This window comes from Nocardia sputi, from assembly GCF_023501985.1.
The window spans coordinates 58,225-71,752 of the sequence record NZ_JAMFLC010000014.1 but is presented as its reverse complement, the minus strand read 5'-3'; the positions used below and the strand labels follow the sequence as shown (position 1 = coordinate 71,752).

Below are 13,528 nucleotides of genomic sequence, written 5' to 3'. Positions count from 1 at the left end.
AGGCGCCCGCGTTTCCCCAGCGTTCGACACCGAAATCTCACCTTCCCGCAAGCGTGTCTTCATCAACCGTCGGGAAACCTGTCCGTAACCGCCGCTATCGTGGCGACGGAGCCAAGCCAATGGCGGGCAAACCGCCAGGAGGGATTCGGTCCGGTGTCCATCACCAGAGTCGCGGAGTACCCGCGTCCGGATCACGTGTTGTTTCACTTCAGCGACACACATCTCATCGCAGGCGACGACCCGCTGTACGGCGATGTCGACGCCGACCTGCGGTTACGGCAACTGCTCGAGCAGGCCGCGGCAAGCGGGATCCGTCCGACCGCGATCGTGTTCACCGGCGACCTCACTGATCGGGGCGAGCCCGCCGCGTACACCAAGCTCAAGTCGATCGTCGAGCCATTCGCCAGGAGTTTGCAGTCGCCCCTAGTGTGGGTCACCGGCAACCATGACGACCGCGCCGCCCTCCGCGCGCGCCTGCTCGGCGAGTACCCCACGAGTTCCCCGCTGGACCGGGTGCACATGATCGACGGCCTGCGCGTCATCGCCTTGGACACCTCGGTGCCGGGATACCACCACGGGGAGATCTCCGACGACCAGCTGGAGTGGCTGCGCTCGGTACTGGCCGAGCCCGCGCCCTTCGGGACCATCCTGGCCATGCACCACCCGCCGGTACCGTGCGTGGTCGACCTCGCCGTCACCGTGGAACTGCGGGATCAGCGCAGGCTGGCCGACGTGCTGGACGGCAGCGACGTGCGCGCCATCCTCGCCGGACACCTGCACTTCTCCACCAGCGCGACATTCGCCGGCGTACCGGTCTCGGTGGCGTCGTCCACCTGCTACAGCCAGGATCTCGGCGTGGCTCGAGGCGGCCTGCGCGGCCAGGACAGCGCGCAGGCCTTCAACTACGTGCACGTCTACCCGGACACCGTGGTGCACTCGGTGGTGCCGATCGAGCGCGGCCGCACCGTCGGCGCGCCCGCCACGCCGGAGGAAGCGCGGCAACGGCTGGCGGAGGACGGCATCGTGATCCCGCCCGCCGCGCGCATCCCCCACGTCATGCGGCGCCAGGCGTCGACTCCCGAAGCGGATGACGAGGCGGTGTACTGAGCCGCTCCCACGGTGCCGGTTCCGGGTAGTACGCCGCCAGGAACTCCGAGACGATCCGCACCCGCTCGAACTCGGCGACCTCGGGGAAACTGCCGTCGTTGAGGCAGAAGAAATCGACGTCGCGATGGCGTGCGAGCCCGTCGAGCAGCGCCAATCCGCTGTAGCTGGTCGTGTCGACGTAGCGCACCTTCGCCGTCTCCTGCGGCACCGCGCGCCCGGTCAGCAAGGCGTAGTAGTGGTACAGCGAATTGGTGACCGAGATGTCGGTGGCCGACCGGAACCGGCTCGCGCTGGTGCGCGCGAAATCCGCCGCGAATTCCTCCTCCATCTCCAGGAGCACGCTGCGTCGCAGCGGCGCGGGCGTGTGCTCCAGATGCCGCGTGATGACATGGCCGAAGCGCTCGGCCAGCAGCGCACGGTTGACCCGCGCGGCGTTCTCGTAACCGCTGCGCCGCTCGTTGTTGCGCCCCGGCCCGATCCTGGTGTCCGCTTCGATGAACCGGCTGACCCCGCCCGGAGTGAAGAACATCGACGGACGCACCGGCCGCGCGAAGAACATGTCGTCGTTGGAGTACAGGAAGTGCTCACTGAGCCCGTCGATGTGCTGCAGCTGGCTTTCCACGGCATGTGAGTTGAACACCGGCAAGCCGCTGACGTCGCGGAAGTGGTCGACCGCGCGCACCACGGTCACCTTCGGATGCGCGGTCAGCCAGTCCGGGGGCGTGGAGTCGGTCGCGATGAAGATCCTGCGGATCCACGGCGCGTTCTTGCGCACCGACCGCAGGGCGTACTTCAACTCGTCGATCTGGCGGACCCTGGCGTCCGCGTCGTCGCCTTCGCCGACCACGACTTGGGCGAGCATCCCGGCGCGGCGTGCGCGGAACTCGGGATCGGTGCCGTCCACCCAGGAGAACACCAGGTCGATATCGAAACCGACATCGCTGGTCTGGGGCGCGAACATGTCGACGAGGGTGGGCCAGTTCCGGTCGAACAGCCGCACCTGCGTGTGCTGGACGTCGGCGAGGTCGAACACCGAGCGGGTCAGCGCGTTCGGTCGCGGACAGGTCACCGTGTCGCCGTGGTACTCCCACAGCTGCAGCTCGACGTGATGCGCCGGATCATGGTCGCGCCCGAGACGGAACACGTTGTGCTGCATTTCTTTACAGGCGAACCCGGCCGCGATCGCCGCGGCGGTCACCCGGCGCACCATCGTGCGGTGCGCCGCGTCGGCCGCGAGCACCAGCCGGTGCTCGCTGTCGCGCACGAGCAGGAACGGCACCTCCGCCGTCGCCAGCTCCGCGCGCAAGTAGCCGAGATCCTCGATCATCGCGGCGGACACGGCGAGATTGCTCGCCATGAGCCGCGTCACCATTTCTACCGCCCCCGTACCCAGTGCTCCCCTGTCCACCATGCTTGCCTCCCACATCCGTCGATCCGCCGGTTTCCGATCTGTTTCGGGGCACCGCGCCGAGCGATGAGTCCGCCGATGCTCGACATCGGCGAGTGATGACCGCGCCCGGCGCGGTGACATTCAGAAATGGGGAAGGGTGCCGAAGCGGAGGTGCGAATTGATCACCTGGTATGCAGACGACTGGTAGACCATTTCGTTTTCACCTCACTCACGGCCGGACGCGCGAAGCGTCATGGATGGAAGCGCTGCACTCGTGCGGTGACGATCGAAGAGCACGGGCGGCAGCCGCAGAGCCGGACAGTCATCGGCCGGCGGCAATCGTGCCCAGAAAACACCGGGCACCTCTACGAATGATGCAACGCATCAGAGATTCCGTCAATCGCTGCAGCTGAACTGCCTGTGCCCTTCCGCTGCCACCGACTCCCCTCCTCCGCCGAGCCGGTAGCACACCCCGGGCTATGTGGTTAGGATAGGCTCACCATATTCACTCGAGAAAGGGTTGTGTCGGTGCGTGTCGTCATCCTCTTCGGAACCGAGATGGGCACCGCGGAGTCCGCGGCCGACAGCATCGCCGAGGAGTTGCGCGCGGCGCACGAGGTCTCGGTGTCCGACATGACGGACTTCGACATCGAGGATCTGGACGTGCGCGACTTCCACGTCGTGGTGTGCTCGACCTACGGCGACGGTGACCTGCCGACCGGCGCCGAACCCTTCTACGACGCACTGGAGCGTCACGCGCCGTATCTGGGCGGCCTGCGGTTCGCCGTCTTCGGGCTCGGTGACAGCGTCTACGGCGACACGTTCAACCGTGGCGGCGAGCTCATCGCCGAGAAACTGCTCGCCTGCGGCGCCACCCAGGTCGGCGAGCACGCGCGCCACGACGCGTCGACGGAGGTCCGCGTCGAGGACATGGCTCGGGAATGGGCCGCCACGCTCGACATTTCCACGCTCGTCTCGGCCTGATCGGCGGCATGCGCGGACTGTTGGTCGCCTGAGCGGTCCGGACAATGCGCACAGCGCCAGCGCACATGTGGCACAGCACCTTAGACTGCTATCAAGCGCGGCACAGCCCGCCGCGCTCGACGATCCATGAGGTGACGAAGATGGCAGCCGGAGCGAGCCCCGCCCAACGTCAGCACAACTCGACAGATCATCCCGAGCTGGACGTGCTCCCGGAATGGCCCCTGGAGACGATCGGCGTGCTGGTGACGACGGATCCCGCGCCGCACGCCATCCCGGTGTCCTGGCCGGTGCGGGCCGGTGACCGGCAAATTCTGCTGAGCCTGAAATACGATCGCGGTTCGCTGGCGCGGCTGCGTGAGAATCCCGAGGTGGCGCTGCTGATCCTCGGCGGCGGCAACGTGGCGATGTGCGCCCGTGGCACCGCGCACGTGGTCGCCGAGCGGATGCCCGACGCCGACGACTACGTCGCCGTCCGCATCGACGTCGACGTGATCGATGACCACCGCCAGTCGGCCTTCGCTGTCGTGCAAGGCATCCAGCGCACGGTGCTCGACGACGAGAGCGAACTGCGCGCGCTCGAGAGCCGGGTCGACACCCTGCGATCCTGGGCCGACCACCAGAACTGAAATCAGCCCGGCAGCTGCGGGCAACGGAAGTGGCGGCACCAGCCGTGCCGCGCGGAAGGGGATCATGAGCGTCACTCTTGCCAAAGGCGGCAACGTCTCGCTGTCGAAGCAGGCGGCGAACCTCACCAAGGTGTCGGTGGGACTCGGCTGGGACGTGCGCACCACCACCGGCGCCGACTACGACCTCGACGCCAGTGCGCTCGCCTGCGGACCGAATCTGAAAGTGCTCTCCGATCAGCACTTCATCTTCTACAACAACCTGCGTTCGCCCGACGGATCCATCGAACACACCGGCGACAATCTCACCGGCATGGGTGAAGGCGACGACGAGGTGATCAACGTCGACCTCACGGCGGCTCCGCCGGAGATCACCAACATCTTCTTCCCGGTGTCCATCCACGACGCCGACGCTCGCGGCCAGTCGTTCGGCCAGATCCGCAACGCCTTCATCCGCGTCGTCGACGCGGGCACCGGCGTCGAACTGGCTCGCTACGACCTCACCGAGGACGCGTCGACTGAAACGGCCATGATCTTCGGCGAGCTGTACCGCCATAACAACGAATGGAAGTTCCGCGCCATCGGCCAGGGCTACGCCTCCGGCCTGGGGGGCATCGCCCGGGATTACGGCGTAAACGTCTGATCGAATTCCCCAACGCCGCGGGTCATCCGGAATGCGATGCACACCATCGAATTCCGGAAGACCCGAGCGGCGTCGGTTCAGCACCGGCCGACCTGAGCCCGACCGCTACCGCCTGTGCATGTGGTGGATTACGACCGATCGAACGCCGGCGACGCCGCTATCGAGGAACGCAACCTCGACGCACTCCGCACCTTCAGCGCTGTCAGTACTCTCGAATCACTTCGCGGATGGGAGCCTAGATAACACCGGCAGCGAACACGTCCTGGTCTCGCACCGCGCGCGCACCGCTCCAGGGGGCAAGGAGCTTGCGTCTCCAAGCCATCGGCTACGAAGACCTCGCTACAGACGTCTCCGTCGGCCGACGCCGCCTACCGGGCGGCCATTAGAACCCTCTCTTCGAGTCGCGGACACCGACACCGCCATCAAGGAACGCGACTTCGACGCATTCTGAACACCGGCGCTGTGCATACTCTTGAACCACTCAGCCGTGGATAGATCGATCTTCATACCGCGAACTCCCTCGCTACCTGCAGGAGCAGGTGCCTGCTTTGCACCGGGTCCAACGCTGCGCGCTCGGTGGCTACGAACGCTTTTCGGTAGATCCGCTCATCCTGCGCTCGTTCAAGGTACATGTCGCCCGTGTAACCTTCGACGAAGACAACCGACGGCGCGACCTTCTCCCCTTTCGAGTCGAAGCCGAAGTCCAGAATCACGTACGGCCCGACATACAGACCCACGGGAAATCCCGCTTCGAATGGAAGTATGCGCACCTCCACATTGTCGCGAGTACTCATGTCCGCGATATACCGGTGCTGCGCCGCCATCGTCTTTCGGCTTCCCACCAGAGTCCTCAGGGCGGACTCCTGTAACACCACTTTCAGCGTCACCGGCCGTGTACGTCGGGTGATGACGGCCTGTCGCTTGATTCGCAGCTGCACTCGCCGGTCTAGTTCCTGAGCCGTATCGTCGGGGAAGAAGATGCGATCGAGGGCCTTGGCGTAGTCAGGAGTCTGGAGGATTCCCGGAACCAGATTCGGGCGGAACATCGTCAATAACGTCGCGGCGAACTCGAGCCCGACCTACATGTTGTAGCTTCTCCGGATGACATCGTCGAATGTGTGCCACCAGCACTTCGCATCCGTCTGCCGAGCCAAGCCGGCCATCGCAGTCGTCTTGTCGTCATCGAAACCGTAGATACGGGACAGCTCCCGGATGTCCAGCTCACGCAGGACACCGCCGCTCTCGCCTCCGTTCCTCGGGACTGGCTGATCACAGACATCGCGTGTGCTTGCATGTCATGCGCACGTTAGTCATCCGCAGCAAACCATGTCGTCGCAGGGTTTTCCTACTTCACTGCCGTACGCCGTGAAGTCCCGGATAGGCGCCAAGATTTGTTCGGCTGTACCGGGTTCGAGCGGCGGTGAAGATCGAGGGCTCGGCCGGCCCCAAGTGGCCGGGGTGTCGTCGAGGTCGAAACGCGGTGCGCCGTCGATGAACAGTGTCCACAGTGGGTGGTCGGGAAAACCATTTATCCGCAAGACCCACCAGTGGCCGTCGACGTGGGCGGCGACGGGAAACCTGCCGTTCCCGGTCGATTGCCATCGCGGTCGTGCGTTCAGCTCGGGATACGGCATTGTCTCAGTGTCCCTGATGCGGACGGCCGCGCGGATTGCACTACGGTTCGCCGGCCGGGTGATCTCTACTCGGTCTCCTCCGGCCAGAAGGCGCGCCAATCCTCGGCGGTGAGCGGGAGGCGTTCGCCGCGTTCCTTTTCCGCCGCGTCCTCCGCCGCACGGATAGCGGCGGCGAACGTCAGCGTCGCTTTGCGGAGATGTTCTTCGGCGCTTTCCGGACCGCCGAGGCGCACCACCCGGAGCGCTTCGGGAACGAGATCGGGCGGGAGGCCGGCTCTGGTGCTGCGGGAGATGATCTTCTCGGCGAGCGCCAAGGCTGGCTGGGCCATGGCGATGCCGTCCAGGCAGGAGCGGCGGGACTTCTCGGCGGATTTGCGTTCCTCCCAGGCGCGTTCCTGGGCGGCGATCTTCTCGGCTACCGACGCGGACGGATCGATCGGGGCGTCGACCAGGTGCGGGCTGCGGTTGACCAGCTTGGCGACCAGCGCGGCGGCGACGTCGTCGACAGTGAATTCCCCCGCGGCCTCGGCGATCCGGGAATGGAAGAGCACCTGCAGCAGCAGGTCGCCGAGTTCTTCCTTGATCATCTCGGTATCGCTGTGTTGGATGGCGTCGAGCAGCTCGTAGGTCTCCTCGAGCAGATAGGGGCGCAACGAGTCGTGGGTCTGGGTGACCTCCCACCCGCCGAAGTGCCACAGGCGGTCCATCACCTCGACGGCGCCGGTCAGCCCCGCCGCGACCACCGCCGTGTCCGTGCGCGGCAGCGAGTCGCCGTTCGGCGCGCTCCCGGACGGCGCGCCTCCGGCGGCACGATGCCGGGCGGCCCGCAAGACGGACTCGTCGCGATCGGCCGAGCTCATCGCGGCGCCAGCTCGGCGGCGACGGTGAGGTCGACCGCGCCTTGGGCCTTGCCGTCCAACGCCAGCAGCAAGTCTGCGACGAACTGCAGCAGCACGACGTCCCGCACGCGCTCGGCGCCGACGCTGTCCTCCACGCGCGGCAGCGGAAGCTGCACCACACCGGAGGCGGCGCGGTACCCCGCGCTCGGGTAGAGCCGCTTGAGGCGCATCTGCTTGGAATCGGGCAGATGCAGCGGCGAGATCTTCAAAGTTGTTCCGGTGACCGCTATTTCGGTGATGGCGTACTCACGGGCCAGCAGCCGCAACTTTGCCACCGAGACCAAGCGCCCGACCTCAACCGGGAGCGGACCGTAGCGGTCGACGAGCTCGTCCACGACCAGCGCCAGCGCCGGATCGTCCTGCGCGGCGGCCAGTTTGCGATACGCCTCCAGGCGCAGCCGGTCGCTGGCGATGTAGTCGGGCGGGATGTGCGCGTCGACGGGCAGGTCGATGCGCACCTCCTTGACCTCCTCGGTGGTGATCGGCTTGCCGTCGGCGGCGGCGCGGTAGGCCTCGACCGCCTCGCCGACCAACCGGACGTAGAGATCGAAGCCGACGCCGGCGACGTGACCGGACTGTTCGGCGCCCAGCACGTTGCCCGCGCCGCGGATCTCCAGATCCTTCATCGCGACCGCCATGCCCGCGCCCAGGTCGGAGTTCTGCGAGATGGTGGCCAACCGGTCGTAGGCCGTCTCGGTGAGCGGCTTCTCCGGCGGGTACAGGAAGTAGGCGTAGCCGCGTTCCCGGCTGCGCCCGACCCGGCCGCGCAACTGATGCAGCTGCGAAAGCCCCAGTGCGTCGGCGCGTTCCACGATCAGCGTATTCGCGTTGGAGATGTCCAGACCGGTCTCGATGATCGTCGTGCACACCAGCACGTCGTATTCGCGCTGCCAGAAGCCCTGCACGGTGGACTCGAGCGCGTCCTCGTTCATCTGACCGTGCGCGACCGCCACCCGTGCCTCCGGGACCAGATCGCGAATCCGCTTGGCGGCCTTGTCGATCGATGACACGCGGTTGTGCACGTAGAACACCTGGCCGTCGCGCAGCAGCTCGCGCCGGATCGCGGCGGTGACCTGCTTGTCGTTGTAGGCGCCCACATAGGTGAGCACCGGGTGGCGTTCCTCCGGCGGGGTGAGGATGGTCGACATCTCGCGGATCCCGGCCAGGCTCATCTCCAGGGTGCGCGGGATGGGGGTCGCCGACATGGTGAGCACGTCGACGTGCGTGCGCAGCGCCTTGATGTGCTCCTTGTGCTCGACGCCGAAGCGCTGCTCCTCGTCGACCACGACGAGGCCGAGGTCCTTCCAGCGGACGCCGGTCTGCAGCAGCCGGTGCGTGCCGACCACGATGTCGACGCTGCCGTCGGTCATCCCCTCCAGCACGGCGCGGGCCTCGGCCGGGTCGGTGAAGCGGGACAGACCCTTCACGGTGATCGGGAAGCCCGCGACACGCTCGGCGAAGGTCTGCAGATGCTGTTGCGCGAGCAGCGTGGTCGGCACCAGCACGACGACCTGCTTGCCGTCCTGCACCGCCTTGAACGCCGCGCGCACCGCGATCTCGGTCTTGCCGTAGCCCACGTCGCCGCAGACCACGCGGTCCATCGGGACCGGCTTCTCCATGTCCGCCTTCACTTCGGCGATGGCGGTCATCTGGTCCACGGTCTCGGTGAACGCGAACGCGTCCTCCATCTCCTGCTGCCACGGCGTATCCGGCCCGAAAGCGTGGCCGGGCGCCGCCTGACGGGCGGCGTACAGCTGCACGAGTTCGCCCGCGATCTCGCGAACGGCCTTGCGCGCCTTGCGTTTCGTGTTGGCCCAGTCCGAGCCGCCGAGCTTGGAGAGGCTGGGCATCTCACCGCCGACGTAGCGGGAGAGCTGGTCGAGCGATTCCATCGGCACGAACAACCGGTCGCCGGGCTGGCCGCGCTTGCCCGGTGCGTACTCGATCACCAGGTATTCCCGGCGGGCGCCGCCGACGGTGCGCTCGATCATCTCGACGAATTTGCCGATGCCGTGCTGATCGTGCACCACCATGTCGCCCGCGCTCAACGCGAGCGGGTCGACCTGGTTGCGGCGCTTGGCCGGCATCCGCTTGCCCTCGGTCGGCGCGGTGACCCGGTTGCCGGTGAGGTCGGACTCGGCGACGATCACCAGACCGGCGTCCTCGAACACGAGGCCGTCGTGCAGCGAGCCGCACAGCACGCCGACCACGCCGTCGTTCGGCTCGCTACCCTGCTCCAGCGCCACGGCGGGCACGTCGGCATCGGCCAGCCGTTCCAGAATGCGCTGGGCCGTGCCGTGCCCCGCGACTACCACGACGGCCCTGCCGCCGGTAGTGACGTGGGCGCGCAGCGAGGCGAACAAGGTCGCCACCAATTCGTCCGAGCCGCGCGCGGCCGGACCGGGCAGCACCCGCAGTGCGACCTCGGACGCATCGCCGGAGGCGAGCGGGCTCAGCGTCCACCAGGGCAGGCCCTGCCGGTCGGCGCTGGCGTGGATCTCCGGCAGCGGCCGGTAGGCCGAGGCGGCCAGGTCGAGTCCGTGCCCGCCGAGCGGCGCGGCGCCACCGAAGGAGGCGGCGGTCCAGGAGGCCTCCAGGAATTCCTCACCGGTGCGCACCAGGTCCGCCGCGCGGGTGCGAATCTTCTCCGGGTCGCACAGCAGCACGTGCGTGCCCTCCGGCAGCACCTCGGTGAGCAGGCGCAATCGGCCGGGTTGCAGCACGGGCAGCAGCGCTTCCATGCCGTCTACCGGGATGCCCTGCGCCAGTTTCTCCAGCATCTCCACCAGCGCCGCGTCGGCCGCGTTGGCGGCGGCGACCTCGGCGGCCCGCTCGCGCACCTCGGGGGTGAGCAGCAGCTCCCGGCACGGCGGCGCGACCACCACGTCCACCGTGACGTCCGGCAGCGAGCGCTGGTCGGCGACGGCGAACGGCCGCAGCTCGGTGACCTCGTCGCCCCAGAACTCCACGCGCACCGGGTGGGCGGCGGTGGGCGGGAAGAGGTCCAGGATGCCGCCGCGCACCGCGAACTCGCCGCGCTTGCCCACCATGTCGACGCGGGTGTAAGCGAATTCCACCAGCCGCGTCAGCAATTCGTCGAAGTCCAGCTCGGCGCCGACCCGCAGCACGACCGGCTCGATGTCGCCGAGCCCGCCCGACATCGGCTGCATCAGCGACCGCACGGTGGTCACCACCACTCGCAGCGGCGCGGGGAAATGCGAGTCGTCGGGATGCGCGATCCGGCGCAGCACCTCCAGCCTGCGCCCCACCGTGTCCGCGCCCGGCGAGAGCCGCTCGTGTGGCAGCGTCTCCCAGGACGGGAACTGCGCGACCGTGGGGCCGAGCATCTCCTCCAGCTCCACGGTCAGATCGTCGGCCTCACGCCCGGTCGCCGTGACCACCACCAGCGGACGCTCGGCCGCCACCCGCGCCGCGACGAACGGCCGCACCGCCGACGGCGCGACCAACTCGACCGACGTGGTGCCGATCAGCTCCGCGACGGTCCGAAGCGAGGAATCGGCACCGGCCGCGGCGGCCAGTCCCGCCAACGGCGGGCGGTGGGTGGACATCAAGAACTCCTGAGCGCAGGCGACACGTTTCGAGCGGCCAACCGAGTCTAGTGAAGCGAGCATCTCGTTTTTGCGGCGCCCGCGCCGCTGCGCGTTCGCAGGCGCCTCTGGTCCGCGGCCGAGGGAAGGCATCGGGCCGGTCCGGTCGCGAACGCGGCGGTCTGTCGGGACGTGCTCCGCCTCGCCGGCGAGGAGCACCGACCTCGAGCCACCGCGCAGAGGCCTACCCGGCGAGTCCGTCCGCGAAGACCATCCGCACCTCGACCCCCGACTTGCGCACCTCGCGCGCCTTCAGATACTCCGGTGAGTCGTACCACTCCCGGATCCGGTCCAGATCGGGGAACTCCAGGATCACCGCGCGCCGACCGGCGGGCCAGGCGCCTTCCACCGCTTCGGGCACGCTCGCGACGAGATAACGGCCGCCGTACTGCCGGATCGATGACTGCGCCAACCGCGAGTACTGCAATCCGACTTCTTCGTCCGAAACCTCGGCCTCGACAATGACATAAGCGGGCATACACGACTCCAGCAAGACGAGCGGGTCCGACGCGAGCCACACTAGCGTCGCGTGATCACGACGTCCGCACGCGACCGGTACTACGGCCGTGCCGCAGCGACCACATAGCCACGCCGCGACGAAGTGGCGGCCGGACACCGCTCACGGCACGTAGCGCCGCAACCGCCTTGCCGCGAATTCCCTGAAGTACGAAAGCTTTTCGGGCGGCACGAGGGCCGGGAGCAGGAAATACCAGGCGCGCTCCATCCGGACCGCCATCTCATCGATGGATTCCGTGCCGACGGCGATGATGTGCACTCCCGCGGCCATCTCCTGCCACAACAGGCCGATGACCTCCGCGTCCAGGTCGGCGATCAGGTCGCCCTGGGCGATGGCCCGCTCGGCCAGCAGCCGGTAGGTGTCGCCCCAGTTCTTGGCGATGTTGTCGCCTTGCGCGCCACGGTAGTCGCCGATCTGATGGGTCAGCTTCAGCATGGCGCCGACCATCGGATCGTTCATCGATAGATCGGCGACGACGTAGGTGATGCCGATGCACGCCTCCAGCGCGGGCACCCGAGGATCGAAGAACCCCTGACACGAACTGGTCAGTCTCTCGTTGCCCTGGTCGACCACGGCGCGCGCCAGCTCTTCCTTCGAGCCGAAGTGAAAGTACAAGGCGCCCTTGGTGACATTGGACTGCGCGATGATCTCGCTCAGGCTCGCATTCGCATATCCCAAGCGCAGAAAGACATCGGCAGCGCCTGCCAGGACGGAATCGCGGGTGATCTCCGCGCGCGCTTGCCTAGCCATCAGATCCGCCTGTCATCCTAAAACCAGCCATCCTGAAGTAGACCGACATCCCGAAGTTGACCGACTTACCGCCCGAACAGCACCCAAAGGATGGGTGAACCGTACCACCAGAGGCGCGCCCAGCAGCCAATTCGAGCATTCGGCCAGAGCTGCCGCGCAATTTTCTAGTTAACAATCCGCGTCACTCACCGGCGCCCGCGCGCCATTCCGAACTCAGTCGCGGATGGGCCTCGAGATGGCTCAGCCCGTTCCAGCACAGGTTCACCAAGTGCGCCGCGACAACCTCTTTCGACGGTTGACGTTCGTCGAGCCACCAGGTCGCGGCGGTGGCGACCTGGCCGACGAGCGCCTGCGCGTAGAGGGTGGACAGGCTGGTGTCGAACCCGCGGCGCGCGAAATCTCCGGCCAGGATGTGCGCCACCTGGTTGGTCGCCTCGTTGAGCAAACTGGAGTACCTGCCCTCCGCGGCGGCGGCGGGCTGATCACGCACCAGGATTCGGAATCCGTCGGTTCGTTCCTCGATGTAGGTCAGCAGGGCCAGTGCGACCTGTTCCAGCCGGATCCGCGATCGGTTGCGGGTGAGCGAGGAGGTGATCATGTCCAGCAGCATCGACATCTCGCGGTCGACCACGACCGCGTACAATCCCTCCTTGCCGCCGAAGTGTTCGTACACCACCGGTTTGGAGACTTGGGCGCGTTGCGCGATCTCCTCGATCGAGGTCGCGTCGTAGCCGCGTTCGGCGAACAGCGCGCGCCCGATCTCGATCAGCTGCTGACGCCGCTGGGTGCCGGTCATACGCGGCCGGGGCACTCGATGCGACTCACCCGAAGACACTGACAATTCTCCGCCTCTCCGCGTTCTCGCCGGCCGTGCGTGCGTCGACGGTTCGCCTCCGGGCCGCGGTCGCATGCCCGGCCGAGTCGTGGGCGTGCCCGGCGAGTTACCCATGTGCGTAGACGCCGGCGTCGCATCAGGGCTCCGACGCACGACGCCGCCGTTCGGATACCACTGTTCCAGACAGCTCGGTGATACACCCCGTCGACCCTCCGCTCCGACCCGCCATGACGCCGCGGAGTGAAACGAGAGAACTTCGAATGGTACGGCCGGAAGACGCGCGCAAGCGGCTCACGACCGAACACACCAAGAATTCGCGGGGAGGCGGGCGAGTATGCGAGGATTCATCCCGTGCCGTGGCACAGCGGCGGGGGTTCGCCAACCGCCGGTGTGGCAATCCGCCGTGGTGTAATGGCAGCACATCTGATTTTGGTTCAGAGAGTTCAGGTTCGAGTCCTGGCGGCGGAGCTCGAGAGCACGATGACTATCGTTGGCCCGCACATCGCTGACCAAGTACGACGACGACCCCCACGATGAC

General features: G+C 67.2%; 11 protein-coding genes, 1 tRNA gene and 1 pseudogene. 5 read left to right on the top strand and 8 right to left on the bottom strand.

Features of this window, described 5'->3' with window-relative positions; all coding sequences use genetic code 11:
• Positions 1 to 153 precede the first annotated feature (153 nt).
• Positions 154 to 1,107 carry a phosphodiesterase gene (locus tag M8859_RS18670; protein WP_159929170.1) on the top strand — a complete coding sequence of 318 codons (954 nt, stop codon included), beginning with the start codon at positions 154 to 156 and terminating at the stop codon, positions 1,105 to 1,107.
• Here M8859_RS18670 and M8859_RS18665 read toward each other — a convergent pair.
• The gene (locus M8859_RS18665; protein WP_159929171.1) at positions 1,055 to 2,518 is read right to left on the bottom strand and encodes a stealth family protein; all 1,464 of its coding nucleotides are present in this window, start codon (positions 2,516 to 2,518) and stop codon (positions 1,055 to 1,057) included. The two genes, M8859_RS18670 and M8859_RS18665, sit on opposite strands and share 53 nt — an antisense overlap.
• A gap of 507 nt (positions 2,519 to 3,025) precedes the next feature.
• Here M8859_RS18665 and M8859_RS18660 point away from each other — a divergent pair.
• From M8859_RS18660 to M8859_RS18650, 3 genes are all read left to right on the top strand, one after another.
• The gene (locus M8859_RS18660) at positions 3,026 to 3,481 is read left to right on the top strand and encodes a flavodoxin domain-containing protein (RefSeq protein WP_195070951.1); all 456 of its coding nucleotides are present in this window, start codon (positions 3,026 to 3,028) and stop codon (positions 3,479 to 3,481) included.
• 140 nt (positions 3,482 to 3,621) lie between these two features.
• Entirely contained in the window at positions 3,622 to 4,107 is a 486-nt protein-coding gene (locus M8859_RS18655; RefSeq protein ID WP_159929304.1) for a hypothetical protein, read from the top strand.
• A 64-nt stretch (positions 4,108 to 4,171) separates the two neighbouring features.
• Positions 4,172 to 4,747, top strand: coding sequence for a TerD family protein (locus M8859_RS18650; protein WP_159929175.1), 576 nt, complete (start codon positions 4,172 to 4,174; stop codon positions 4,745 to 4,747).
• Between the two features lie 382 nt (positions 4,748 to 5,129).
• Here the strand turns inward: M8859_RS18650 and M8859_RS37665 are convergent, their stop codons facing one another.
• The 7 genes and pseudogenes from M8859_RS37665 to M8859_RS18620 form a co-directional block, all read right to left on the bottom strand.
• Positions 5,130 to 5,228: a DUF397 domain-containing protein gene (locus M8859_RS37665; protein WP_201295356.1), complete on the bottom strand. Its 99-nt coding sequence runs from the start codon at positions 5,226 to 5,228 to the stop codon at positions 5,130 to 5,132.
• 22 nt (positions 5,229 to 5,250) lie between these two features.
• Positions 5,251 to 5,811 (bottom strand): annotated as a pseudogene (locus M8859_RS18645) (DUF5753 domain-containing protein); the annotation flags it as partial.
• A gap of 635 nt (positions 5,812 to 6,446) precedes the next feature.
• The gene (locus tag M8859_RS18640) at positions 6,447 to 7,088 is read right to left on the bottom strand and encodes a nucleoside triphosphate pyrophosphohydrolase (protein ID WP_223521801.1); all 642 of its coding nucleotides are present in this window, start codon (positions 7,086 to 7,088) and stop codon (positions 6,447 to 6,449) included.
• 149 nt (positions 7,089 to 7,237) lie between these two features.
• The gene (gene mfd / locus M8859_RS18635) at positions 7,238 to 10,849 is read right to left on the bottom strand and encodes a transcription-repair coupling factor (RefSeq protein WP_249644607.1); all 3,612 of its coding nucleotides are present in this window, start codon (positions 10,847 to 10,849) and stop codon (positions 7,238 to 7,240) included.
• A gap of 223 nt (positions 10,850 to 11,072) precedes the next feature.
• The gene (locus M8859_RS18630; protein WP_195070948.1) at positions 11,073 to 11,366 is read right to left on the bottom strand and encodes a DUF1330 domain-containing protein; all 294 of its coding nucleotides are present in this window, start codon (positions 11,364 to 11,366) and stop codon (positions 11,073 to 11,075) included.
• 141 nt (positions 11,367 to 11,507) lie between these two features.
• On the bottom strand, positions 11,508 to 12,155 hold the full coding sequence (locus M8859_RS18625; RefSeq protein ID WP_159929184.1) for a TetR family transcriptional regulator: 648 nt from the start codon (positions 12,153 to 12,155) through the stop codon (positions 11,508 to 11,510).
• Between the two features lie 181 nt (positions 12,156 to 12,336).
• On the bottom strand, positions 12,337 to 12,951 hold the full coding sequence (locus tag M8859_RS18620; RefSeq protein ID WP_159929186.1) for a TetR/AcrR family transcriptional regulator: 615 nt from the start codon (positions 12,949 to 12,951) through the stop codon (positions 12,337 to 12,339).
• A gap of 436 nt (positions 12,952 to 13,387) precedes the next feature.
• Between M8859_RS18620 and M8859_RS18615 the strand changes: the two genes are divergently transcribed.
• Positions 13,388 to 13,458, top strand: a tRNA-Gln gene (locus M8859_RS18615).
• Positions 13,459 to 13,528 lie beyond the last annotated feature (70 nt).

Bases quoted from the DNA above. Each gene is read 5' to 3' on its own strand.
- M8859_RS18640 (WP_223521801.1), bottom strand. From the start codon at position 7,088: ATGGACCGCCTGTGGCACTTCGGCGGGTGGGAGGTCACCCAGACCCAC.
- M8859_RS18665 (WP_159929171.1), bottom strand. From the start codon at position 2,518: ATGGTGGACAGGGGAGCACTGGGTACGGGGGCGGTAGAAATGGTGACG.
- M8859_RS18655 (WP_159929304.1), top strand. From the start codon at position 3,622: ATGGCAGCCGGAGCGAGCCCCGCCCAACGTCAGCACAACTCGACAGAT.
- mfd (WP_249644607.1), bottom strand. From the start codon at position 10,849: ATGTCCACCCACCGCCCGCCGTTGGCGGGACTGGCCGCCGCGGCCGGT.
- M8859_RS18620 (WP_159929186.1), bottom strand. From the start codon at position 12,951: ATGACCGGCACCCAGCGGCGTCAGCAGCTGATCGAGATCGGGCGCGCG.
- M8859_RS18625 (WP_159929184.1), bottom strand. From the start codon at position 12,155: ATGGCTAGGCAAGCGCGCGCGGAGATCACCCGCGATTCCGTCCTGGCA.
- M8859_RS18630 (WP_195070948.1), bottom strand. From the start codon at position 11,366: ATGCCCGCTTATGTCATTGTCGAGGCCGAGGTTTCGGACGAAGAAGTC.
- M8859_RS18650 (WP_159929175.1), top strand. From the start codon at position 4,172: ATGAGCGTCACTCTTGCCAAAGGCGGCAACGTCTCGCTGTCGAAGCAG.